General features: G+C 37.7%; 21 protein-coding genes and 3 pseudogenes. 21 read left to right on the forward strand and 3 right to left on the reverse strand.

Features of this window, described 5'->3' with window-relative positions; genetic code table 11:
* The first annotated feature begins 215 nt into the window (after window positions 1-215).
* From EDD71_RS01570 to EDD71_RS01630, 15 genes and pseudogenes are all read left to right on the forward strand, one after another.
* Window positions 216-833 (forward strand): flavodoxin family protein, encoded by a 618-nt coding sequence (locus tag EDD71_RS01570; RefSeq protein ID WP_133626983.1) that lies wholly within the window; start codon window positions 216-218, stop codon window positions 831-833.
* A 107-nt stretch (window positions 834-940) separates the two neighbouring features.
* Entirely contained in the window at window positions 941-2,089 is a 1,149-nt protein-coding gene (locus EDD71_RS01575) for an iron-containing alcohol dehydrogenase (protein WP_133626984.1), read from the forward strand.
* Between the two features lie 221 nt (window positions 2,090-2,310).
* Window positions 2,311-3,394, forward strand: a pseudogene (locus EDD71_RS01580) (aldo/keto reductase).
* Window positions 3,395-3,487: 93 nt separating this feature from the next.
* The gene (locus tag EDD71_RS01585) at window positions 3,488-4,204 is read left to right on the forward strand and encodes a RibD family protein (protein ID WP_133626985.1); all 717 of its coding nucleotides are present in this window, start codon (window positions 3,488-3,490) and stop codon (window positions 4,202-4,204) included.
* Between the two features lie 16 nt (window positions 4,205-4,220).
* Entirely contained in the window at window positions 4,221-4,397 is a 177-nt protein-coding gene (locus EDD71_RS15655) for a hypothetical protein (RefSeq protein WP_243116364.1), read from the forward strand.
* 190 nt (window positions 4,398-4,587) lie between these two features.
* Window positions 4,588-4,794 carry a carboxymuconolactone decarboxylase family protein gene (locus EDD71_RS15660; protein WP_243116373.1) on the forward strand — a complete coding sequence of 69 codons (207 nt, stop codon included), beginning with the start codon at window positions 4,588-4,590 and terminating at the stop codon, window positions 4,792-4,794.
* A 29-nt stretch (window positions 4,795-4,823) separates the two neighbouring features.
* Entirely contained in the window at window positions 4,824-5,969 is a 1,146-nt protein-coding gene (locus EDD71_RS01595; RefSeq protein WP_133626986.1) for an MFS transporter, read from the forward strand.
* 136 nt (window positions 5,970-6,105) lie between these two features.
* Window positions 6,106-6,318 (forward strand): hypothetical protein, encoded by a 213-nt coding sequence (locus EDD71_RS01600; RefSeq protein WP_133626987.1) that lies wholly within the window; start codon window positions 6,106-6,108, stop codon window positions 6,316-6,318.
* A 180-nt stretch (window positions 6,319-6,498) separates the two neighbouring features.
* Entirely contained in the window at window positions 6,499-6,645 is a 147-nt protein-coding gene (locus EDD71_RS15135; RefSeq protein ID WP_166636284.1) for a hypothetical protein, read from the forward strand.
* A 119-nt stretch (window positions 6,646-6,764) separates the two neighbouring features.
* Window positions 6,765-7,295: a flavodoxin gene (locus tag EDD71_RS01605; protein ID WP_133626988.1), complete on the forward strand. Its 531-nt coding sequence runs from the start codon at window positions 6,765-6,767 to the stop codon at window positions 7,293-7,295.
* Between the two features lie 43 nt (window positions 7,296-7,338).
* Entirely contained in the window at window positions 7,339-7,650 is a 312-nt protein-coding gene (locus EDD71_RS01610) for an aldo/keto reductase (RefSeq protein WP_423244795.1), read from the forward strand.
* 102 nt (window positions 7,651-7,752) lie between these two features.
* Complete coding sequence (locus EDD71_RS15490; RefSeq protein WP_207669254.1) at window positions 7,753-7,917, forward strand: hypothetical protein; 165 nt, start codon at window positions 7,753-7,755, stop codon at window positions 7,915-7,917.
* 277 nt (window positions 7,918-8,194) lie between these two features.
* On the forward strand, window positions 8,195-8,581 hold the full coding sequence (locus EDD71_RS01620; protein WP_133626989.1) for a MerR family transcriptional regulator: 387 nt from the start codon (window positions 8,195-8,197) through the stop codon (window positions 8,579-8,581).
* Between the two features lie 136 nt (window positions 8,582-8,717).
* Complete coding sequence (locus EDD71_RS01625) at window positions 8,718-9,587, forward strand: Cof-type HAD-IIB family hydrolase (protein WP_166636285.1); 870 nt, start codon at window positions 8,718-8,720, stop codon at window positions 9,585-9,587.
* 157 nt (window positions 9,588-9,744) lie between these two features.
* Window positions 9,745-10,725, forward strand: coding sequence for an aldo/keto reductase (locus EDD71_RS01630; protein ID WP_133626991.1), 981 nt, complete (start codon window positions 9,745-9,747; stop codon window positions 10,723-10,725).
* Between the two features lie 258 nt (window positions 10,726-10,983).
* Here the strand turns inward: EDD71_RS01630 and EDD71_RS01635 are convergent, their stop codons facing one another.
* Window positions 10,984-11,445, reverse strand: coding sequence for a MerR family transcriptional regulator (locus EDD71_RS01635; protein ID WP_133626992.1), 462 nt, complete (start codon window positions 11,443-11,445; stop codon window positions 10,984-10,986).
* A 173-nt stretch (window positions 11,446-11,618) separates the two neighbouring features.
* On the opposite strand from EDD71_RS01635, the gene EDD71_RS01640 reads away from it, so the two are divergent.
* Entirely contained in the window at window positions 11,619-12,464 is an 846-nt protein-coding gene (locus EDD71_RS01640; protein ID WP_133626993.1) for an aldo/keto reductase, read from the forward strand.
* A gap of 146 nt (window positions 12,465-12,610) precedes the next feature.
* Here the strand turns inward: EDD71_RS01640 and EDD71_RS15665 are convergent.
* Both EDD71_RS15665 and EDD71_RS15670 read right to left on the reverse strand, forming a co-directional pair.
* Window positions 12,611-12,886 (reverse strand): annotated as a pseudogene (locus EDD71_RS15665) (integrase core domain-containing protein); the annotation flags it as partial.
* A gap of 42 nt (window positions 12,887-12,928) precedes the next feature.
* A pseudogene (locus EDD71_RS15670) lies at window positions 12,929-13,084 on the reverse strand (transposase); the annotation flags it as partial.
* Between the two features lie 443 nt (window positions 13,085-13,527).
* On the opposite strand from EDD71_RS15670, the gene EDD71_RS01655 reads away from it, so the two are divergent.
* From EDD71_RS01655 to EDD71_RS01680, 5 genes are all read left to right on the forward strand, one after another.
* Window positions 13,528-14,640, forward strand: coding sequence for an aldo/keto reductase (locus EDD71_RS01655; RefSeq protein ID WP_133626995.1), 1,113 nt, complete (start codon window positions 13,528-13,530; stop codon window positions 14,638-14,640).
* Between the two features lie 150 nt (window positions 14,641-14,790).
* The gene (locus EDD71_RS01660) at window positions 14,791-15,780 is read left to right on the forward strand and encodes an aldo/keto reductase (RefSeq protein WP_133626996.1); all 990 of its coding nucleotides are present in this window, start codon (window positions 14,791-14,793) and stop codon (window positions 15,778-15,780) included.
* Window positions 15,781-15,915: 135 nt separating this feature from the next.
* Window positions 15,916-16,896, forward strand: coding sequence for an aldo/keto reductase (locus tag EDD71_RS01665; RefSeq protein ID WP_133626997.1), 981 nt, complete (start codon window positions 15,916-15,918; stop codon window positions 16,894-16,896).
* 872 nt (window positions 16,897-17,768) lie between these two features.
* Window positions 17,769-18,080, forward strand: a complete 312-nt coding sequence (locus EDD71_RS01675) for a nucleotidyltransferase domain-containing protein (protein WP_133626998.1) — start codon at window positions 17,769-17,771, stop codon at window positions 18,078-18,080.
* Window positions 18,061-18,459: a nucleotidyltransferase substrate binding protein gene (locus tag EDD71_RS01680; RefSeq protein WP_133626999.1), complete on the forward strand. Its 399-nt coding sequence runs from the start codon at window positions 18,061-18,063 to the stop codon at window positions 18,457-18,459. The genes EDD71_RS01675 and EDD71_RS01680 overlap by 20 nt, the downstream gene beginning before the upstream one ends.
* The last annotated feature ends 103 nt before the right edge of the window (window positions 18,460-18,562 follow it).

Here is an 18,562-nt window from a genome sequence, read left to right on the forward strand (position 1 = left end):
TCGCTATAGATCGCTTTCTTACAGTAGTATTTGATAAATAAAATGGAGTAATTATAAAACGAAACTAAAAATATTGACAATAAATCACAAAGTTTCTTATTTTATAAATCAATAAAGACTGATAAAGAAAAAAAGATATTGATCGCTTATTTTTCATGCACGGGAAACACAAAGGCTATAGCGAAAAAGATTAATTAGGATTAGGAGGAAATAATGTGAAAGTATTATTAATTAATGGAAGTCCAAACAATAAAGGATGTACATATACGGCTTTGAGTGAAGTAGCAAAAACTTTGGCAGAACAAGGAATTGAAACAGAAATTGTTCATGTGGGAAATAAGGACATCAGAGGATGCATCGGATGTCGCAAATGCAAAACTATAGGCAAATGCGTGTTTAATGATGTAGTAAATGAAGTGGCTTCTAAGTTCGAGCAAGCGGATGGCATTGTAATTGGATCGCCTGTATATTATGCCTCGGCAAATGGAACACTTATATCTTTTTTAGATCGTCTTTTTTATAGTGTACCGTTTGATAAAACCATGAAGGTAGGAGCGGCGGTTGTATCGGCAAGGAGAGGCGGATGCTCAGCAACCTTTGATGAAATCAATAAATATTTTACAATTTCAGGCATGCCAATTACTTCAAGTCAATATTGGAACAGTGTTCATGGATATACGCCAGATGATGTGATGAAGGATGAGGAGGGAATGCAAACAATGCGCACATTGGGTAGAAATATGGCATTTTTAATCAAGTGCATTTCGTTAGGAAAAGAAAAATTCGGCTTACCGCAAAAAGAGCAGCGAATTGCTACCAATTTTATTAAATAGAAAAATGTAAAAGAGAAATGAATGTGGTCATGACATAATAATAATCTAAATGGACAAAAGTGAGTTTGGTATTTAATAGGAAGATTAAATGATGGAGGTTATTATCAATGGAAAATTTTATTTTTGAATACGCAACAAAGGTTTATTTTGGCAAAGACGCTGCAAAAGAATATCTGGCAAAGGCACTTTCCACATATGGAGGAAATGTCATGCTTGCCTATGGCGGCGGTTCTATTAAGAAAAACGGCATTTATGAAGAACTGATAGACATCTTAAAAGATGCTGGAAAAAACGTGACAGAATTTTCCGGCATCATGCCAAATCCAACTTACACAAAGGTACAGGAAGGTGCTGCATTGGCAAAAAAAGAAAAGATTGATTTTATTCTGGCTGTTGGAGGTGGCTCGGTCATTGACTGCTGCAAGATTATTGCAGCGCAGGCAATGATGGACGAGGACTTATGGGAAATGGAGATGGAACGACACCAGCTTCCCTCCGTCCAGCCGATTCCTATGGGAGCGATTGTTACTGCCTCCGGTACCGGTGCAGAAATGAATGGCGGTGCAGTAATTACCAACGAAGAAAAGAAAATCAAAACCGGACTGTTTTCTGCTCCACCCCGCTTTGCAATCCTCGACCCGGAATATACCAAGTCCGTGCCACCTATGCAGGTGTTTTCTGGCGCTTTTGATACGCTGAGCCATGCCATGGAAACCTATTTTGGACGCTCTGACATGGACAATGTGTCCGATGATGTAGCATTGGCGATTATGCGGAATACGGTAGTCAATATGCGTCGCCTGCTTACAGACATCAATGATATGCAGGCCCGTGGCAATCTGATGTGGGATTCTGCTATGGCAGAAAACGGCATCCTTAAGGTTGGACGTTTTACAGACTTTCAGGTACATCAGATCGAGCATCAGCTTGGAGCTTTTACCGATTGCAACCATGGTCAGGGGCTGGCTGTTATTCACCCTGCTTACTATCGACATATCGTGAAAGATGCGGAGGAAAAGTTTACACGGTTTGCAAAGATCGTGTTTAATGTTGATAATGCTAAGGCAGGTATTGACGCTTTGGCCGACTTTATCAGGGAGTGTGGACTGCCCACCAAAATGGGGCAACTGAAATCTAAAGTGGAGATTACATCGGAGGTGCTGCGCCAAGTAGCTGATACCTGCAATATCATTAAATGTAATCCTCGTGAACTGAGTCGTGACGAAATTTATGAAATCCTGATGGAATGTCTGTAATTATGTCAGCAGAGTGAATGCTCATCCTTAGTATGATAATGTTTTTTTTAAAACCTAAAAATACTTGCCCTAATCAGAAACGATGGAGGCACTTGACAGTCTTGTCAAGGCAGGAAAAGTGAGAGTTCTCGGCACTTCAGCAATGTACGGCTACCAGTCAAACTTTAAAAATAATTGAAGATATATTTAAAGCCTTAAAAAAAAGGAGAGAATAACACATTATGAAAAAATTAGGCTTTGGATTGATGCGTCTGCCACTATTAGACAATAACGATCAGGCAAGCATCAATATGGAAGAAATGAAAGATATGGTGGATACTTTTATTGAGAATGGATTTACTTATTTTGATACAGCATATATGTACCATAATTTCAAAAGTGAAATAGCAGCCAGAGAGGCTCTTGTAAAAAGGCACTCTCGCGACAGTTTTACTTTGACAACAAAAATGCCGACAATGTTTCTAAAAACAAAACAAGATATGGAGCGTATTTTTAATGAACAGCTTGAAAAATGCGGCGTTGAGTATTTTGATTATTATCTGATTCATAATCTTGGAGTATCTCATTATGAGATAGCACAGAAGCTTGACAGTTTTGAATTTATTCAAAACAAGAAAAAAGAAGGTAGAATCCGAAAAATCGGCTTTTCTTATCATGACAATGCTGATTTGCTTGATAAAATATTAACTGAACATCCCGAGGTTGATGTGGTACAGCTTCAGATTAATTATTTGGATTGGGATAATAAAAGCATCCAATCTCGAAAATGTTATGAGGTAGCAAGAAAACATAATAAAGACATCATTGTAATGGAACCTGTAAAAGGAGGTACACTTAAGATTACGCTCCAATTATGTCAGTTGCTTCTTGGGCAATACGCTTTGCTGCAAGTCATGACGGCATCATGGTTGTGCTGAGTGGTATGAGCAATATAAAGCAGCTTCTTGACAATATCAGCTATATGTATGATTTTAGACCCATGACAGAAGAAGAATTTGGAATTGTTAAAAGGCTGTTGATATAATTAATGACTCCATTGCCATGCCATGTACTGCCTGTGCTTATTGCGTTGATGGATGCCCTATGAATATTCCAATTCCAAAGTATTTTGCTTTGTATAGTGCTGAAAAGTAAGCCATCAATACAGCCTTTTCAATACAAGGCGTATATTACAACGATTATGCGCAAACCTGCGGGAAGGCTTCTGAATGCATTAAATGCAGACAATGCGAAAGACAGTGTCCGCAGCATCTGCCTATTTCCGATTTGCTCAAAGAAGTTGCCAAAACTTTTGAAAGTGTCTAAGCTTGTTTAGTTGATAATAGAAGCAAATCCGAAAGCAGATCCAGTCGAATGGCTGTAAACAATGACCAAAGAAGATAATCAGGAGGTGTGCCTATGGACAGACCGTACATAATATGCCACATGGTGACATCGTTGGACGGAAAAGTCACTGGAGATTTTTTAAAAAAAAGTGAATACAGTAAATTCATTGAGGACTACTACAGAATACATAGGGAGTACGGTGCGGATGGTTTTCTCTGCGGCAGGGTGACGATGGAGGGCAGTTTTCCCCAGCCGTCCGTTCCTTCTAATGATTATGACGGCCCGCCCATTGCGCGGGAGGATTATATCGCAGAGAAAGCGGCGTTTTATGCGGTTGCAATAGATCCGAAGGGAAAGCTCTGGTGGAGCAATCGTGCGATTTCTGACACGGACGAAGGCTACGACGGTGCGCATATCATAGAGGTGCTGACAGAAAGTGTCCCAGACGCCTTTCTGGCGCATTTGCGGAATAAAGGCGTTTCTTACCTGTTTGCCGGAAAAACCGAGCTGAACCTTCCCCTTGCCGTCCAAAAACTCAAAAAACTATTCGGCATTCAAACACTGCTGCTGGAGGGCGGCGGCATTGTCAACGGATCCTTTTTACAGGACGGTCTGATTGATGAAATCAGCCTTGTGGTAGTGCCGACAGCCGAGCCGTCGGAAAAGGCGATTCCGCTCTTTCAAACGGGCAAATATCAAAGCGGCGATAAGGCGCCGGCTTCCTTTCGGCTGAAAGACACAAAAAAATTAGACCACGGCGGCCTTTGGCTAATCTATTTAAAGAATTAAAAAGGAGTGTTAATTTATGCGTATAAGTGAAACAGCAAATAAAAATCTTGAAAAATTGTTTCCAAATCATAAATCAACATTAGAAGTAACAGATCCGGAACTTGTAGAAGTTTTTGACAATTTTGCTTTGGAATTGCAAAAGCACTTGATTTTATACATGCCACAAATGAGATATTGGAAAGCAGAGGAATAAAACTGCCATAAGAAGGTCAATCTACAACTTCACCGGAAACACGATATCAAAAAGGATTGGAAATATAAAAATCAATATTCGGGCAAAGGATTGATAATATGTATAAGGAATCACCGGCAAATCAATTCATATTCAAAAATATTTATCTGCAAATTGTTTTGGTGATTACTACACCAGAAAAGGACTGGATATAAAGACAAGAGAATTTTTAACTTTTTCTATGATTTTATCTTTGGGTGGATGTGAGCCGCAGTTAAAAGGACATATACAAGGCAATTTAAATGTTGGCAACGATAAAGAAATATTGCTTAGTACAATTACACAGTTATTGCCGTATGTAGGATACCCCGGAACATTAAATGCACTAAGATGTTTAAATGAAGTAATACCAGAATAGATATAATTTATTTGGAGGAGATACGAAATATGGAGCGTCTATGGACAAGGTCTTTTATTCTCATGATCCTGGGAACATTTTTTCTGTTTACCGCATTTTATATGCTTTACCCAACTTTACCACTGTTTATAAAGCAAATAGGTGGTAATGAAACCCATGTGGGTCTCTCTATGGGTATCTTTATGTTGTCTGCAGTTGTTTTCCGACCAGTTATCGGGGGACTTCTGGATAGGTTTGGCAGGCGATCATTTATTATACTGGGGCTATCTTTCTTCACTTTAACAATGTATATGTATAATTCGGTGAACGGAATTACTGATTTGATATGGCTTAGAATATTTCATGGAGTAAGTTGGGCTATTTCTACAACTGCTATTGGTACAGTAATTGCAGACATAGTTCCCAAAGCTCGCTATGGGGAGGGTATGGGATGGTATGGTACAGCCATGACCTTGGCTATGGCTATTAGTCCAATGTTGGGTGTCTGGATTGTACAGAACCTTTCATATCATGCTCTGTTTCTATTTGCTGTAGCTCTTTCTATCACAGCATTACTATTACCGTTTGGTGTGAAAATGCCTTTCCAACCACAACCGGATGTAAAGAGAATCGAATTTTTTGATAAATCTGTCTTGTTTGTTGCGATATCGGTCTTACTTCTGTTTATCTCCTATGCCAGTATTACCACTTTTGTTCCACTGTTCGCTGACTTGCTTAAGGTCAATTCCGGTTTATTTTTTCTGGTTTATTCTGCAACACTTTTCTTAAGCCGTCCCATTGGAGGAAAACTTTCAGATCAGTATGGTGAGACGTTTGTGGTTATACCTGCTCTTTTGATTTCTATTTTAGCTCTGATTGTTCTGAGTCTATCAACGGGATTGTTCGGTATGCTTGTTTCAGCGATTCTGTACGGTATTGGTTTTGGTTCTGCACAACCAGTTCTCCAAGCGACGATATTACGTCTCGTTCCTCTAGATCGTCGGGGAGTAGCCAGTGCCTCCTTTTCAACTGCTACTGATCTTGGCATCGGATTGGGTTCAATTATATTTGGTTGGATTGCAAAATACGCAAGCTACCAGATATTATTTATAATTAGTGCTGTTTCGGTTATATTTTCCTTGTTAGTGTTTGTTTTTTTTGTGAAACATTTGTTGAAAAACAAAGGGCTTCGCTAATAGTTCTTCGCGTTATTCAAAAGAGGAGGTATTTTCCTGAGAGATTTGTCAATTATATCTTTTGGAAGATAGTTAGAGAGACTGTTATTGTGTAATGGCATGTGGCTGTCCTACAGTGGTCTCCAATTTATCCTCTTTGCTTGAGATCTGCAGTGATGCAAGCTTTTATGTAAATCTATATGATTTAGAATGTATTGCAGAGGGGATTGAAAGGGTTATTGAGGATGAAAATCTCAAAGATACTCTTATTCAAAAGGGATTTTTAAGGGTTAAAAATTTTTCCTGGGGGAAATCTGCAAAAGAACATATAAGGGCTATTCTTGAACTTATTAACAGAAATTCCGTATAAGGATTAGAAGGTGAAACCTTCGTAAATTTTTAAATATTCTATAGCCTTAAATGGATATTGATTTGGAGTTAACTACAGCATGTATACTTTAATTATGGACACCAAAAAGGACATGCCATGGCTGGTTTTGGCGGCGCAATATAAAACATGTCAATTGGTATTGCGTCGTCTGGTAGAAAAATGTGGATTCATACAGCAGGGGTCACCGGTAAAATTAGTGATTTTAAGCTCTGCTTCGAAACCCAGCAGGAGGCGTTTCTAGAGTCTATGGCGGAAGCAGCCGGCGCTGTAATAAATAGTCTTGGAAACAAATCACGATGGACATGATTTGATAGAGCGAATGGAATCAAAAAACGGCATCCATACTCTGGAGTACGCGGAAGAACTTGGTCTTTGATATTTAATAGGTAGAATAAAAAATATGTTTGATTGGGAAGGGATAGAAAATGGCAAATTCAAAGAGCCTTATCGCTTATTTTTCACGCAAAGGAAATAATTATGTGGGCGGTAGTATTGTATACCTGCCAATTGGTAACACAGAAGTAATAGCAAAGAAAATACAGGAATTAACAGGAAGCGACATGTTCCAAATCAAAACAGTAAAATCTTATCCAGAAGATTATACGGAAACAACAAATGTAGCACAGGAAGAAAAGAGAAAAAATGTCAGACCTGAGCTTACAGAGACAGTAGACGATATGGATTCTTATGATGTGATTTATCTCGGGTATCCGAATTGGTGGGGAACAATGCCAATGGCGGTATTTACGTTTTTAGAGTCCTATGATTTTTCAGGAAAGATCATTATTCCATTTTGCACACATGAAGGTAGTGGAATGGGAAGTAGTGAACGCGATATCAAGAAACTTTGTCCGAATTCAAAGGTGCTGCCTGGTTTAGCGATTCGAGGCGGCAGTGCTGAAAGAGCAGACAAAGATGTTGCAAACTGGCTAAAAAAACTCTATTTGATACCATAAACGAAAGGGAAAATAAAATTGGAAAAACGTAAATTAGGAAACAGTGGTACCCCGCTTCAAACTGGAGAATCTCGAAGCAAATCAGGTTTTGGTCGAACTGATAAAGAAGGTTGCAGCAAATAAAAACGCACCACCAGCTCAAATTGCACTGGCGTGGGTGCTTGCCCAGAAGCCATGGATTGTTCCGATTCCCGGCACGCGCAAATTGGAGCGTCTGGAAGAAAATCTTGGCGCAGTGGACGTTGAGTTGACTTACGAGGAACTAAGTGATTTGAACGACGCCCTCTCGAAGATCAAGATTTCTGGAGATCGCTATCCGGCAGGTTCTGACTACGCAAAAAGAGCGGGCAGATAACGGGTAATAATTTCAAATGTTGCAGAAGTGTTTAATCTAAATCTCAACATTGAAAGAGGAGTGACATTGTGGTATTGAGCCAAACTCCGTTACGAAACATTGATGAAAGCTGCAGAAATTGTACGGAAAGAGAATGTTGATTTTTTACTTGTAGTTGGCGGTAGCGAAGACGAAAAGATAGACTTGGCAATCCAGAAAACCAGAGAATTCTTTGAAAGCCTTATGGCGTCGGAGCAGATAAAATACCTGCAATTATTGAACAGCTAAAGGTTCATGGTATGACTTCACTCTCAGAAACTGGGGATCTAACATTGGATATAAGCCAAAAGATTCTTGAAAGAGCTCTGTAATGCTCCTTCATAACTTATTCTTTGTTTGCCAGGAAGGTATTTTAAGCGCATCAAACAGCTTGCTGTAGAACCCTGAAAAGACGAATGCACATAATATTTTTAAATAGTAGCATAATTCGTGCTACTATTTAAAAAATCTTGACTTGAAGTTAACTCCAAGCGCTATAATATCGGGTATCAGGAGGTGAAAACGTATGACGATTGCAGAAGTAAGTGAAAAATTTGGTCTTTCGCAGGATACAATCCGCTATTACGAACGCATCGGACTAATTCCTCGTGTGAACCGCAATAAAAGCGGAATCAGGGATTTTACGGAAGAAGACTGCAGGTGGATTGAATTTATCAAATGTATGCGAAGTGCAGGTCTTCCGATTGAAGTATTGATTGAGTATGTTGCGCTGTTTCAACAGGGTGATGAAACCATTGAGGCAAGAAAAGAACTCTTAATCGAGCAGCGTGAGCAGCTCATAAAAAGAATGGAAGATATGAAGAAAACGCTGGAACGCCTGGATTATAAAATTGCAAGATATGAACAGGCAGTAGTTGAAAAAGAAAAAACACTAAGAAGATCGGTGGATTAGTTTTTTGATTGTTGAGTAACTATTTTAAAATGCCATAGTTCGAAGTGACAAATTATTAAACATTGTATGAAAAGGCTTATATTCCGTAAATATACCTATTGTTATTATCTATTTTTTGCAAAGGAGGGAAATGTTTTTGAAACTAATTGCACTTGATTTAGACGGTACTACACTAAATTCAAAAAAAGAAATTAGTGAAGAAAACATCCGAGCAATTAAAAAAGCTCAACAACAAGGACATATCGTTATGGTATTATCTGGACGTTCACCGAAATCGATTAATGCCCTATTGGCTAAATACGGCTTAGAGTGCCCGCTTGGCGCCAATAACGGAACGGCTGTGCTTGCTGATGGAAAATTGTTAGAGTTAACCTCTTTGACTCCATCTCAAAATCAAAAAATTGCCTTAGAGCTTGAAAAGGAATTTGTGCCATATAATATCTCTACCAACAAAGGAGTTTTTGCCCCTAGAAATTGGAGGGAACGATTAGAAAGAGTTCTGTCATCAGGACGTGTACCAGATGAATACTACGAAAATGAACACTACAAAATGTTCACTACACCTCCTGAAGAATACGGACATGCGTTTTTTGACCAAATTGAGGAAGTAATCAATAATAAAGAATTCATGATACAAAAATTTCTTATTTTGGGGTTTGACCCAGAGCAGAAAAAACGTTTGCAGCTGCATTTGGAATCCATTGAAGAAATCAATGTTACCGGTTCTACTCCTTTTAATCTTGAAGTCACTCACATTAATGGAAACAAAGGGAACGGTCTAAAAGTAATGGCGCGCTATTTTAATATTCCATTAGAAGATACGGTTGCTATCGGGGATGAAAAAAATGACATTCCGATGTTTAAAGTAGCTGGGTTATCCATCGCAATGGGAAATGCCGAAGAAGAAGTGAAAAAACATAGTGATATTGTTACTTTAACCAATGATGAAAATGGAGTTGCCTACGCTATTGAAAAATACATTTTAAAAGATCGAAATGTTGCATGAAAGTAAAAGCAAAGACAAATGCAGAGATACCGTTTATTTGTGTTCGGTATCTCTTCTTCCTTGGTTTAATTGGTGTGGTAGCTTGTTTTGAGACATACAATCCTAATAAAACAATGATTAGCTATATTAAATCTACTAGAAAGTGAGGATCAATCAGATGGAATATGTAAAACTTGGAAATACCGGCTTGGAGGTATCCAGAATTTGTCTTGGCTGTATGGGTTTTGGTGATGCAGAGAGGTGGATTCATCCATGGGTACTTGATGAAGAGCGCAGTCGTCCTATTATTAAAAAAGCCCTTGAGCTTGGTATCAATTTTTTTGATACGGCGAATTCGTATTCGGGCGGAGCCAGCGAAGAAATTGTTGGACGCGCTCTAAAGGATTATGCAAACAGGGATGAAGTTGTCATTGCAACAAAGGTTTATTTTCCAATGCGTAAAGGCCCAAATAGTGGAGGACTTTCGCGTAAGGCTATTATGAGTGAAATTGATAAAAGTCTTAAAAGACTGGGAACTGATTATGTAGACCTCTATCAGATTCACAGGTGGGATTACAATACTCCCATTGAAGAGACCATGGAAGCCTTGCATGATGTTGTGAAGGCTGGGAAGGCAAGATACATAGGTGCTTCTTCCATGTCCGCATGGCAGTTTCAGAAGGCGTTATATGTCGCTGAGAAAAATGGGTGGACCCGGTTTGTAACGATGCAGAGTCATTACAACCTTATTTACCGCGAGGAGGAGAGGGAGATGCTTCCCCTTTGTAAGGAAGAAAAAATCGGTGTGATTCCATATAGCCCGCTTGCATCAGGAAGATTGGCGCGTGATTGGTCGGAAACAACACATCGTTCCGAAACCGATCAAGTTGCAAAAGCTAAATATGATGCGACTGCAAATACCGATCGATTGGTTGTGGAGCGGGTTGCGGCAATCGCAGAAAAACGCGGCGTTTCACGCGCTCAAATCGCACTTGCCTGGTTGTTGCAGAAAGAACCAGTAACAGCTCCTATTATCGGCGCTACGAAAATGTCCCATCTCGAAGATGCGGTAGCTGCTCTATCAATTAAGTTAACACCTGAAGAAATTGCGTTCCTGGAAGAACCTTATGTACCGCATCCAATAGTTTTTTATAGGTAATTGTGGTGCTGCGACAGCTTTAAAGGAGAGTAAAGTATGGATAAATCAAACAACTTAAGTGAAAGTATAATCTTCATGAAAGGTGAAAAAATTAGTCCAAAAGGGAGACGTGGAATGGTTGGAACCAGTAACGGATGAAGAATATAACAAATTAAAATAAAAGAATGTCTGTTTCAGAGAAAAAGCTGAATGATTTGCAGAGGCAATTATCATTCAGCTTTTCTATATAGCGATGAAGTTATACCATTTAGTGGTATGCTACAAAGCTTCATGTCCAACCGAACCCAGAGATGCATAACTCTCCACTTGTGATTCTGAACCAGAAGTACTCCATGTTCCTGGATTACTGTTATCCGGTATACGATGATTCATGATGTCCAGATACCAGTTTACTTTATGCTCAATATATTTGTATCTTTCATTCATTTCCTTTAACTGTTCTTCTAGCTTTTTCTTTTGCTCTAAAATAATTTCATATCTTATTTTTAAAGTTGATTCACCCTGCAAGCACAGGTTTACATATTCCTTGACAGCTTGTATGGACATACCAGATCCTCTAAGATTTTTTATGCCAATCAGCCAGTTCTTGGATTGCTCATCAAAAAGTCTGTTTCCGTTCTTATCACGTTTTAAAGAAGGCACTAATCCCATATCTGTATAGTACCTTACCGTATGTTCTGACATATCAAGGAGTTTTGCAATCTCTTTTACTGTATACATTTTTACCTCCTTTCCATAGTCAAAGACGAAATATATTTTTTATGAAATACTTGACTTAGAGTTACTCGAATGGAATACAATAATTTTATCACAGCAAATTCAGTTGTGTAAAGATAGTTCAGCTCAATCAGATAACAAAGAGCAGAAAAAATTAGGGGAAAGGAGAAATTAGTATGGAGTATGTAGAGTTAAACAATGGTGTTAAAATGCCAATCTTGGGATATGGAGTATTCCAAATTACAGATCAGGAAGAATGCGAAAGATGTGTACTGGATGCAATAGAGGTAGGTTATCGCTTAATCGATACTGCTCAAGCTTATGGCAATGAAGAAGCGGTAGGAAAAGCTATTAAAAAATGTGGTGTTCCAAGAGAAGAATTATTTATTACTACAAAGGTATGGATTTCCAATGCTGGATATGAAAAGGCAAAAAAATCTATCGAAGAATCATTAAAAAGACTTCAGCTTAATTATTTGGATTTATTATTAATTCATCAGCCTTTTAATGATTATTATGGAACCTATCGTGCAATGGAAGAACTATATAAAGAAGGAAAGATTAGAGCCATAGGTGTAAGTAACTTTTATCCGGATAGATTGATAGACCTTATTAAGTTCAATGAAGTTGTTCCTGCAGTCAATCAGGTTGAAACACATCCATTTAATCAGCAGGTAAAGGCACAGGAAGTTATGAAGAAATATGGAGTACAAATTCAAGCTTGGGCACCTTTTGCTGAAGGGAGAAATAACATGTTCAGTAATGAAACATTAAAATCAGTTGGAGATAAATATAATAAATCCAATGCTCAAGTTGCTTTAAGATACCTTATTCAAAGAGGTGTAGCAGTAATTCCTAAAACTGTTCGTAAGGAAAGAATGATACAGAATATTGATGTATTTGATTTTGAGCTAACAAAAGAGGATATGGATCTCATTGCTACTTTAGATAAAGGAGAAAGTTTATTCTTCTCACATTATGATCCACAAACCGTTGAATATTTAACAAGCTTAGTAAGATAGAATTAATTGTTAATGCATCTAGAATAAGAACTGTCTGAAACAATCAGGCAGTTCTTATATAATACATTGATTTCACCAGTGAATCGAAATGCGGGGGAATCAGAGTGGACTTATGTCAATATAGTAGACACAAAAACTCGAATTTTTTATGATGATTTTCTAGCCCTATCCTCACATTGCCGAGGGGTGATATACCCTATGCTACTATGGATTCTTTTTCTGTTGTACCAGGATTCTATATATTCAAACATTGCTAGCTTAGCAGCATTGAAGTCATAATAGGTTACTAAGTTAACCTCTTCCTTTTTTAGGGCAGCATGAAAAGACTCAATGCAGGCATTGTCATAGGGATTTCCCTTTGAACTGAATGAGTGAATGATTTTAATACTTGAAATATATTCTGCAAACTTAAAGTCTGTATACCATGCTTTAAATTCTTTTATAGTTACAACTTCACCATCATCAACATTTACAGGCTTGGATCTCTTGATCCAGCCATTGATAGTAGATTTTGAAATGCCATATTCGCTGCTTAGCTCTGTTAGACTCTTTCCGAAATTATACAGCTCTACAATTGTATTTTTAAATTCCTCAGCATATTTTCTTTGATTTCTTGCCATTTTGTAGACACATCCTCTCTCTTTCTTATTTTAATTTGTTCGAGTTATTGTGTCTACAAAACTATACTAACACCAGTTGGTCCCAGATCATTTTTTACGAATCAAAGGAAACCCCAAATGGGTTTCCTTAAAAAATGTATAAATATCAACAATATTTTTAAACAGAGCAAAATTTAAAAAAGTGCTTGACTTGGAGCACACTCCAAGTTATATCATAGTCTATGTACTAGCTGTATTAATGCTGTTCGATTAGGTATCAAAAAAGAAAATTAGGGGGAAAACAAATGGCAAAAAGAAAAAGGTATTATTTATGGTACAGGTGCATGGAGTATTGGAGATATTAAAGGCAGCAAAGCAATGGAAGATGCATATGAAATTGGAAGAAATGTTTAAATTGAGTGGTGAATAGAATAAATAAAAAATATAGATTAGGAGGATTAATAATGAAAAAATTAGGATTTGGGTTTATGCGTTTACCGGTAATAGACAAGGATGATGCTGGAAGTATTGATTTGGATGCAGTTAAGAAAATGGTAGATATTTTTATAGAAAGAGGGTTTACGTATTTTGATACAGCCTATCCTTATCATAAGGAAATGAGTGAAATAGCGATTAGAGAAGCGGTAGTAAAGCGTTATCCAAGAGATAAATTTTTTCTTGCAACTAAATTGCCTGTTGCTCGTTTAAAAACTATGGAACAACAGGAAAGTATTTTTAACGAGCAATTAGAAAAGTGTGGAGTAGAATATTTTGATAATTATTTACTTCATAATTTAGGTGAAGTCCATTACAAAATCGCCCAAAGATTAAATAGTTTTGAATTTATTCAAAAAAAGAAAGAAGAAGGGAAAATAAAAAATATAGGTTTTTCTTACCATGATCGAGCTGATTTATTAGATGAGATTTTAACTTCTCATCCGGAAGTAGATTTCGTTCAATTACAAATTAATTATTTGGATTGGGACAATGAAAGTATTCAATCAAGAAAATGTTATGAAGTTGCAAGAAAGCATAACAAACCAATTATTGTTATGGAACCAATTAAAGGTGGTACTCTTGCAAAAGTACCTGAAGAAGCAGAAAAATTATTTAAAGAATATCATCCTGATATGTCTGTGCCATCATGGGCAATCCGTTTTGTAGCCAGCCTTGAAGGAGTAATGATGGTTTTAAGTGGAATGTCCAATATGGAGCAATTATTGGATAATACAGGTTATATGCAGGATTTCAAACCATTTGTAAAGGAAGAATATGATATTGTTGAAAAGGCAGTTGATATTATTAATAAATCAATTACAGTACCTTGTACAGCCTGTGAATATTGTGTAAAAGATTGTCCTAAAAATATTGCTATTCCAAAATACTTTGCATTATATAATACTGAAAAACAATTTACCCCAGGGTATTTTTCGCTTCAAAAGGTGTATTACAATAACTACATTCAAAAGTATGGTAAGGCATCAGACTGTATTGAGTGCAAACAATGTGAAAGACAATGTCCCCAGCACATTAAAATTACTGAGTTTTTAAAAGACGTCGCAAAAACATTTGAATAATTTTATTAATAAACTCCATCCCCAGAATTGGAAGTTTGCTGCCGCTTGGGTGTGAACAAACCTGAACACAGAGCTATAACAAGAAAGTGAAAAGCACTTTAGGTAATATAATTATGCACTGTAAAAAACGATCAATTGGAGGTTTTAAAAATGAAAAAACGTAGATTAGGAAACAGTGATCTTGAGGTTTCTGCTATTGGGCTGGGATGCATGGGAATGAGTCATGGTTATGGCCCGGCAGCAGACAAGAAAGAGATGATTAAGCTTATTCATGCGGCGATTGACCGCGGTGTTACTTTCTTTGACACCGCCGAAGTTTATGGACCCTATGTGAATGAGGAGCTTCTTGGTGAAGCCCTTGCCCCGTTCAAGGGAAAGGTTGTCATCGCTACCAAGTTTGGTATCAAAATGGTAGATGGAAAGCAGGTGCTTGACAGCAAGCCGGAGACCATTAGGCAATCAGTGGAAGGCTCCCTTAAACGCCTTAAAGTTGATACCATTGACCTGTACTATCAGCATCGTGTTGACCCAAATGTGCCGATTGAGGAAGTGGCCGGAGTAATACAAGACCTTATCAAGGAAGGCAAAATCAGGTATTGGGGACTCTCTGAAGCAGGAGTGGGAACGATTCGACGCGCACACGCGGTTCAGCCCCTCACTGCAGTTCAAAGTGAATACTCAATGATGTGGAGAAGTCCTGAAGAAGAAGTGCTGCCTACGCTCGAAGAACTCGGAGTAGGCTTCGTTCCCTTCAGCCCGCTGGGCAAGGGGTTCCTTACCGGAACAATTGATAAGAATGCAACGTTCGCCAGCTCCGATTTTAGAAGCATTGTTCCTCGCTTCAAACCGGAGAATCTCGAAGCAAATCAGGTTTTGGTCGAACTGATAAAGAAGGTTGCTGCAGCTAAAAACGCAACGCCGGCCCAAATCGCACTCGCATGGGTACTTGCCCAGAAGCCATGGATTGTTCCGATTCCCGGCACGCGCAAATTGGAGCGTCTGGAAGAAAATCTTGGCGCAGTGGACGTTGAGTTGACTCCCGAGGAACTAAGTGATTTGAACGACGCCCTCTCGAAGATCAAGATTTCGGGAGACCGCTATCCGGCAGGTTCTGATTACGCAAAGAGAGCGGGCAGATAACGGGTAATAATTTTAAATAAAATTCAAAAAATATTTTGACCTGGAGTAAACTCCAAGATTTATACTAACAATACATATAGATTATAAAACAATAATTATCTATATTAAATCTATTGGAAAGTGAGGATCAATCAAATGGAATATGTAAAGCTTGGAAATACCGGCTTGGAGGTATCACGGCTTTGTCTTGGCTGTATGAGCTTTGGTGTACCAGAGAGGGGAATTGCACCATGGTCTCTTAACGAAGAACAGAGTCGTCCTATTATTAAAAGGGCTCTTGAGCTAGGCATCAACTTTTTTGATACTGCTAATGTTTATTCAGATGGAACCAGTGAAGAAATTGTTGGACGGGCTCTAAAGGATTATGCAAACAGGGATGAAGTTGTCATTGCGACAAAGGTTTATTTTCGCATGCATGAAGGTCCAAATGGTGGCGGGCTTTCCCGAAAGGCAATTATGAGTGAAATTGATAAAAGTCTTAAGAGATTGGGAACTGATTATGTAGATCTCTATCAGATTCACAGGTGGGATTACAATACTCCCATCGAAGAGACCATGGAAGCACTCCATGATGTTGTGAAGGCTGGAAAGGCAAGATACATTGGTGCTTCTTCCATGTACGCATGGCAGTTTATGAAGGCGTTACATGTAGCTGAAAAACATGGATGGACTCGGTTTGTATCGATGCAGAATCTTTACAACCTCTTATATCGTGAGGAGGAGAGGGAGATGCTGCCCCTTTGCAGGGAAGAAAAAATTGGTGTGATTCCATGGAGTCCCCTTGCAAAAGGAAGATTGACGCGTGATTGGAACGAAACCACGCAGCGTTCCGAAAACGATGAAACTGGGAAAAAGTTTTTCCCCGTAACCTCCGAGTCGGACCGAAAAATTATTGAACGAGTAGCTGAAGTAGCAGCAAAACGAGGTGTACCAAGGGCTCAAATAGCACTTGCCTGGGTGCTGCACAAGGAACCTGTTACTTCTCCTATTATTGGGTCTACGAAAATATCTCATATCGAAGATGCGGTAGCTGCTCTTTCGATTAAGTTAACACCTGAAGAAATTGCATACCTTGAAGAGCCCTATGTGCCGCATCCAGTGATTGGTTTTAAATAATTGTGGTACGACGATAGTTTTAAAGGGTGACTTGTCATTCAGCTTTTCTTACTATCAATGAAGTTACCCTGGAAAGTGAGCAAGGACTTATGGACATTGAATTTGATTGCAGAAAAATTAGTAACAAGGAGTATGGAATTATTCATACTCCTATAAATTTACTCTTGATTTAAAGATAACTCCAAACTGTATCATAGTTTATGTATTAGCTGTATTAATGCTATTCGCTTAAGTATCAAAAAAGAAAATACGATGGGAAAATAGCAAATTAAAATGGCAAATGATAAAAAACGAAAGTCGAGGTGTTTTTTGTGTTTTCAAATAAGGCCCTTAGAAAATTGATTGTTCCCCTCTTCCTGGATCAGATTCTTATTATCACCGTTGGCATAATTGCTACTATGATGCTTTCCTATGCCGGCGAAGTAGCCGTTTCCGGCGTTTCCCTGGTGAAAACTCAGGTGCCAGCCACCTGAGTTTTGCAGAAAAGATTTTTATCGAAACTTGCGGTGAAAAGATAAAAAGGAGTATGGTATTTTATGGAGAATAATATTTATTATATTCTTTAATTAAGGTTGGTTGATTTTTATGATGCTGAATGGAGTGGAAATGCTATAAGAAACTTGATTTTAAAGATACTAAAAAAATACGGTTTTAGGCAAGGGATTATAAAGCTTACTTCAGAGCTGATTATACTTCTTTGAATAAAGACTGATGTGCAAGCCCCTTGAGTTTTTTAGTAAATGTAAATTTAGTAAAGAATTATACTTTGTTATCAGCTTAGAGGAATTGCTTTATAAAGATAATTGGCATTACAATCTGGTAGCAAGCGTGCTATACTGATTAATATAAATTAAAATCACTAGAGGTGAAGTATGAATCAATTTGGGATTTCAGAGGAATTGTTGAATAGTATAATATGTATTCTAAAGAAAAATAAATTTGTCAACTTAGCATACATATTTGGTTCACGTGCAAGAGGTGATTTTAGGGCAAATTCTGATATAGATATTTGCATTTTTGGAGAGTTGTCGCATATTGAACTAAATTTGATAACTGATAAATTTTTAGAACTTAATACTCCTCTTGATTTTGATGTTGTAAACTTTGAGAAAATTAAGAAAGAGGAGTTTAAAAAAAGCATTCTTAGAGATGGAGTGAAAATATATGAAAGAAAGAATATTTGAGAAGTATAAGGATTATAAAAATGCGTTGTGTAGGTTAATTGAAGCGTTAAATTTGCAGGATATAAACGATGTAATTATTGATGGAATTATTCAAAGGTTTGAATTTACTTTTGAACTTAGTTGGAAACTTATGAAGGAATATTTAAAACATGAAGGAATTGAGGTTAATAGCCCAAGGAGCACTATAAGGGAGGCGTTTTCAATTGGACTTATTGAAAATGGAGATAAGTGGATTAGTATGTTAACAGATAGAAATAAAACCTCACATATATATGATGAAGATGAGTCAAGAGAGATATATTTAAGTATTAAGAATATTTATGCAGATGAATTTAAAACCTTGCTAAACAAATTTGATGAGATTGTTAAGGGACTGTGAAATTAAAACTCAGGTGCCAGCCACCTGAGTTTTTTAAATAATTGTCCATTTTTTAAAATTGTTATGCTATTATATATTTGTAACAATTTTCAGCTCAAGAAAA

This window comes from Fonticella tunisiensis (genome assembly GCF_004364155.1).
GTDB lineage: Bacteria > Bacillota > Clostridia > Clostridiales > Caloramatoraceae > Fonticella > Fonticella tunisiensis.

Bases quoted from the DNA above. Each gene is read 5' to 3' on its own strand.
- EDD71_RS01635 (WP_133626992.1), bottom strand. From the start codon at position 11,445: ATGTATACAGTAAAAGAGATTGCAAAACTCCTTGATATGTCAGAACAT.
- EDD71_RS01665 (WP_133626997.1), top strand. From the start codon at position 15,916: ATGGAATATGTAAAGCTTGGAAATACCGGCTTGGAGGTATCACGGCTT.
- EDD71_RS01630 (WP_133626991.1), top strand. From the start codon at position 9,745: ATGGAATATGTAAAACTTGGAAATACCGGCTTGGAGGTATCCAGAATT.
- EDD71_RS01675 (WP_133626998.1), top strand. From the start codon at position 17,769: ATGAATCAATTTGGGATTTCAGAGGAATTGTTGAATAGTATAATATGT.
- EDD71_RS01595 (WP_133626986.1), top strand. From the start codon at position 4,824: ATGGAGCGTCTATGGACAAGGTCTTTTATTCTCATGATCCTGGGAACA.
- EDD71_RS15655 (WP_243116364.1), top strand. From the start codon at position 4,221: ATGCGTATAAGTGAAACAGCAAATAAAAATCTTGAAAAATTGTTTCCA.
- EDD71_RS01680 (WP_133626999.1), top strand. From the start codon at position 18,061: ATGAAAGAAAGAATATTTGAGAAGTATAAGGATTATAAAAATGCGTTG.
- EDD71_RS15135 (WP_166636284.1), top strand. From the start codon at position 6,499: ATGTGGATTCATACAGCAGGGGTCACCGGTAAAATTAGTGATTTTAAG.
- EDD71_RS01640 (WP_133626993.1), top strand. From the start codon at position 11,619: ATGGAGTATGTAGAGTTAAACAATGGTGTTAAAATGCCAATCTTGGGA.
- EDD71_RS01575 (WP_133626984.1), top strand. From the start codon at position 941: ATGGAAAATTTTATTTTTGAATACGCAACAAAGGTTTATTTTGGCAAA.
- EDD71_RS01585 (WP_133626985.1), top strand. From the start codon at position 3,488: ATGGACAGACCGTACATAATATGCCACATGGTGACATCGTTGGACGGA.
- EDD71_RS01660 (WP_133626996.1), top strand. From the start codon at position 14,791: ATGAAAAAACGTAGATTAGGAAACAGTGATCTTGAGGTTTCTGCTATT.
- EDD71_RS15490 (WP_207669254.1), top strand. From the start codon at position 7,753: ATGAAAGCTGCAGAAATTGTACGGAAAGAGAATGTTGATTTTTTACTT.
- EDD71_RS01605 (WP_133626988.1), top strand. From the start codon at position 6,765: ATGGCAAATTCAAAGAGCCTTATCGCTTATTTTTCACGCAAAGGAAAT.
- EDD71_RS01620 (WP_133626989.1), top strand. From the start codon at position 8,195: ATGACGATTGCAGAAGTAAGTGAAAAATTTGGTCTTTCGCAGGATACA.
- EDD71_RS01655 (WP_133626995.1), top strand. From the start codon at position 13,528: ATGAAAAAATTAGGATTTGGGTTTATGCGTTTACCGGTAATAGACAAG.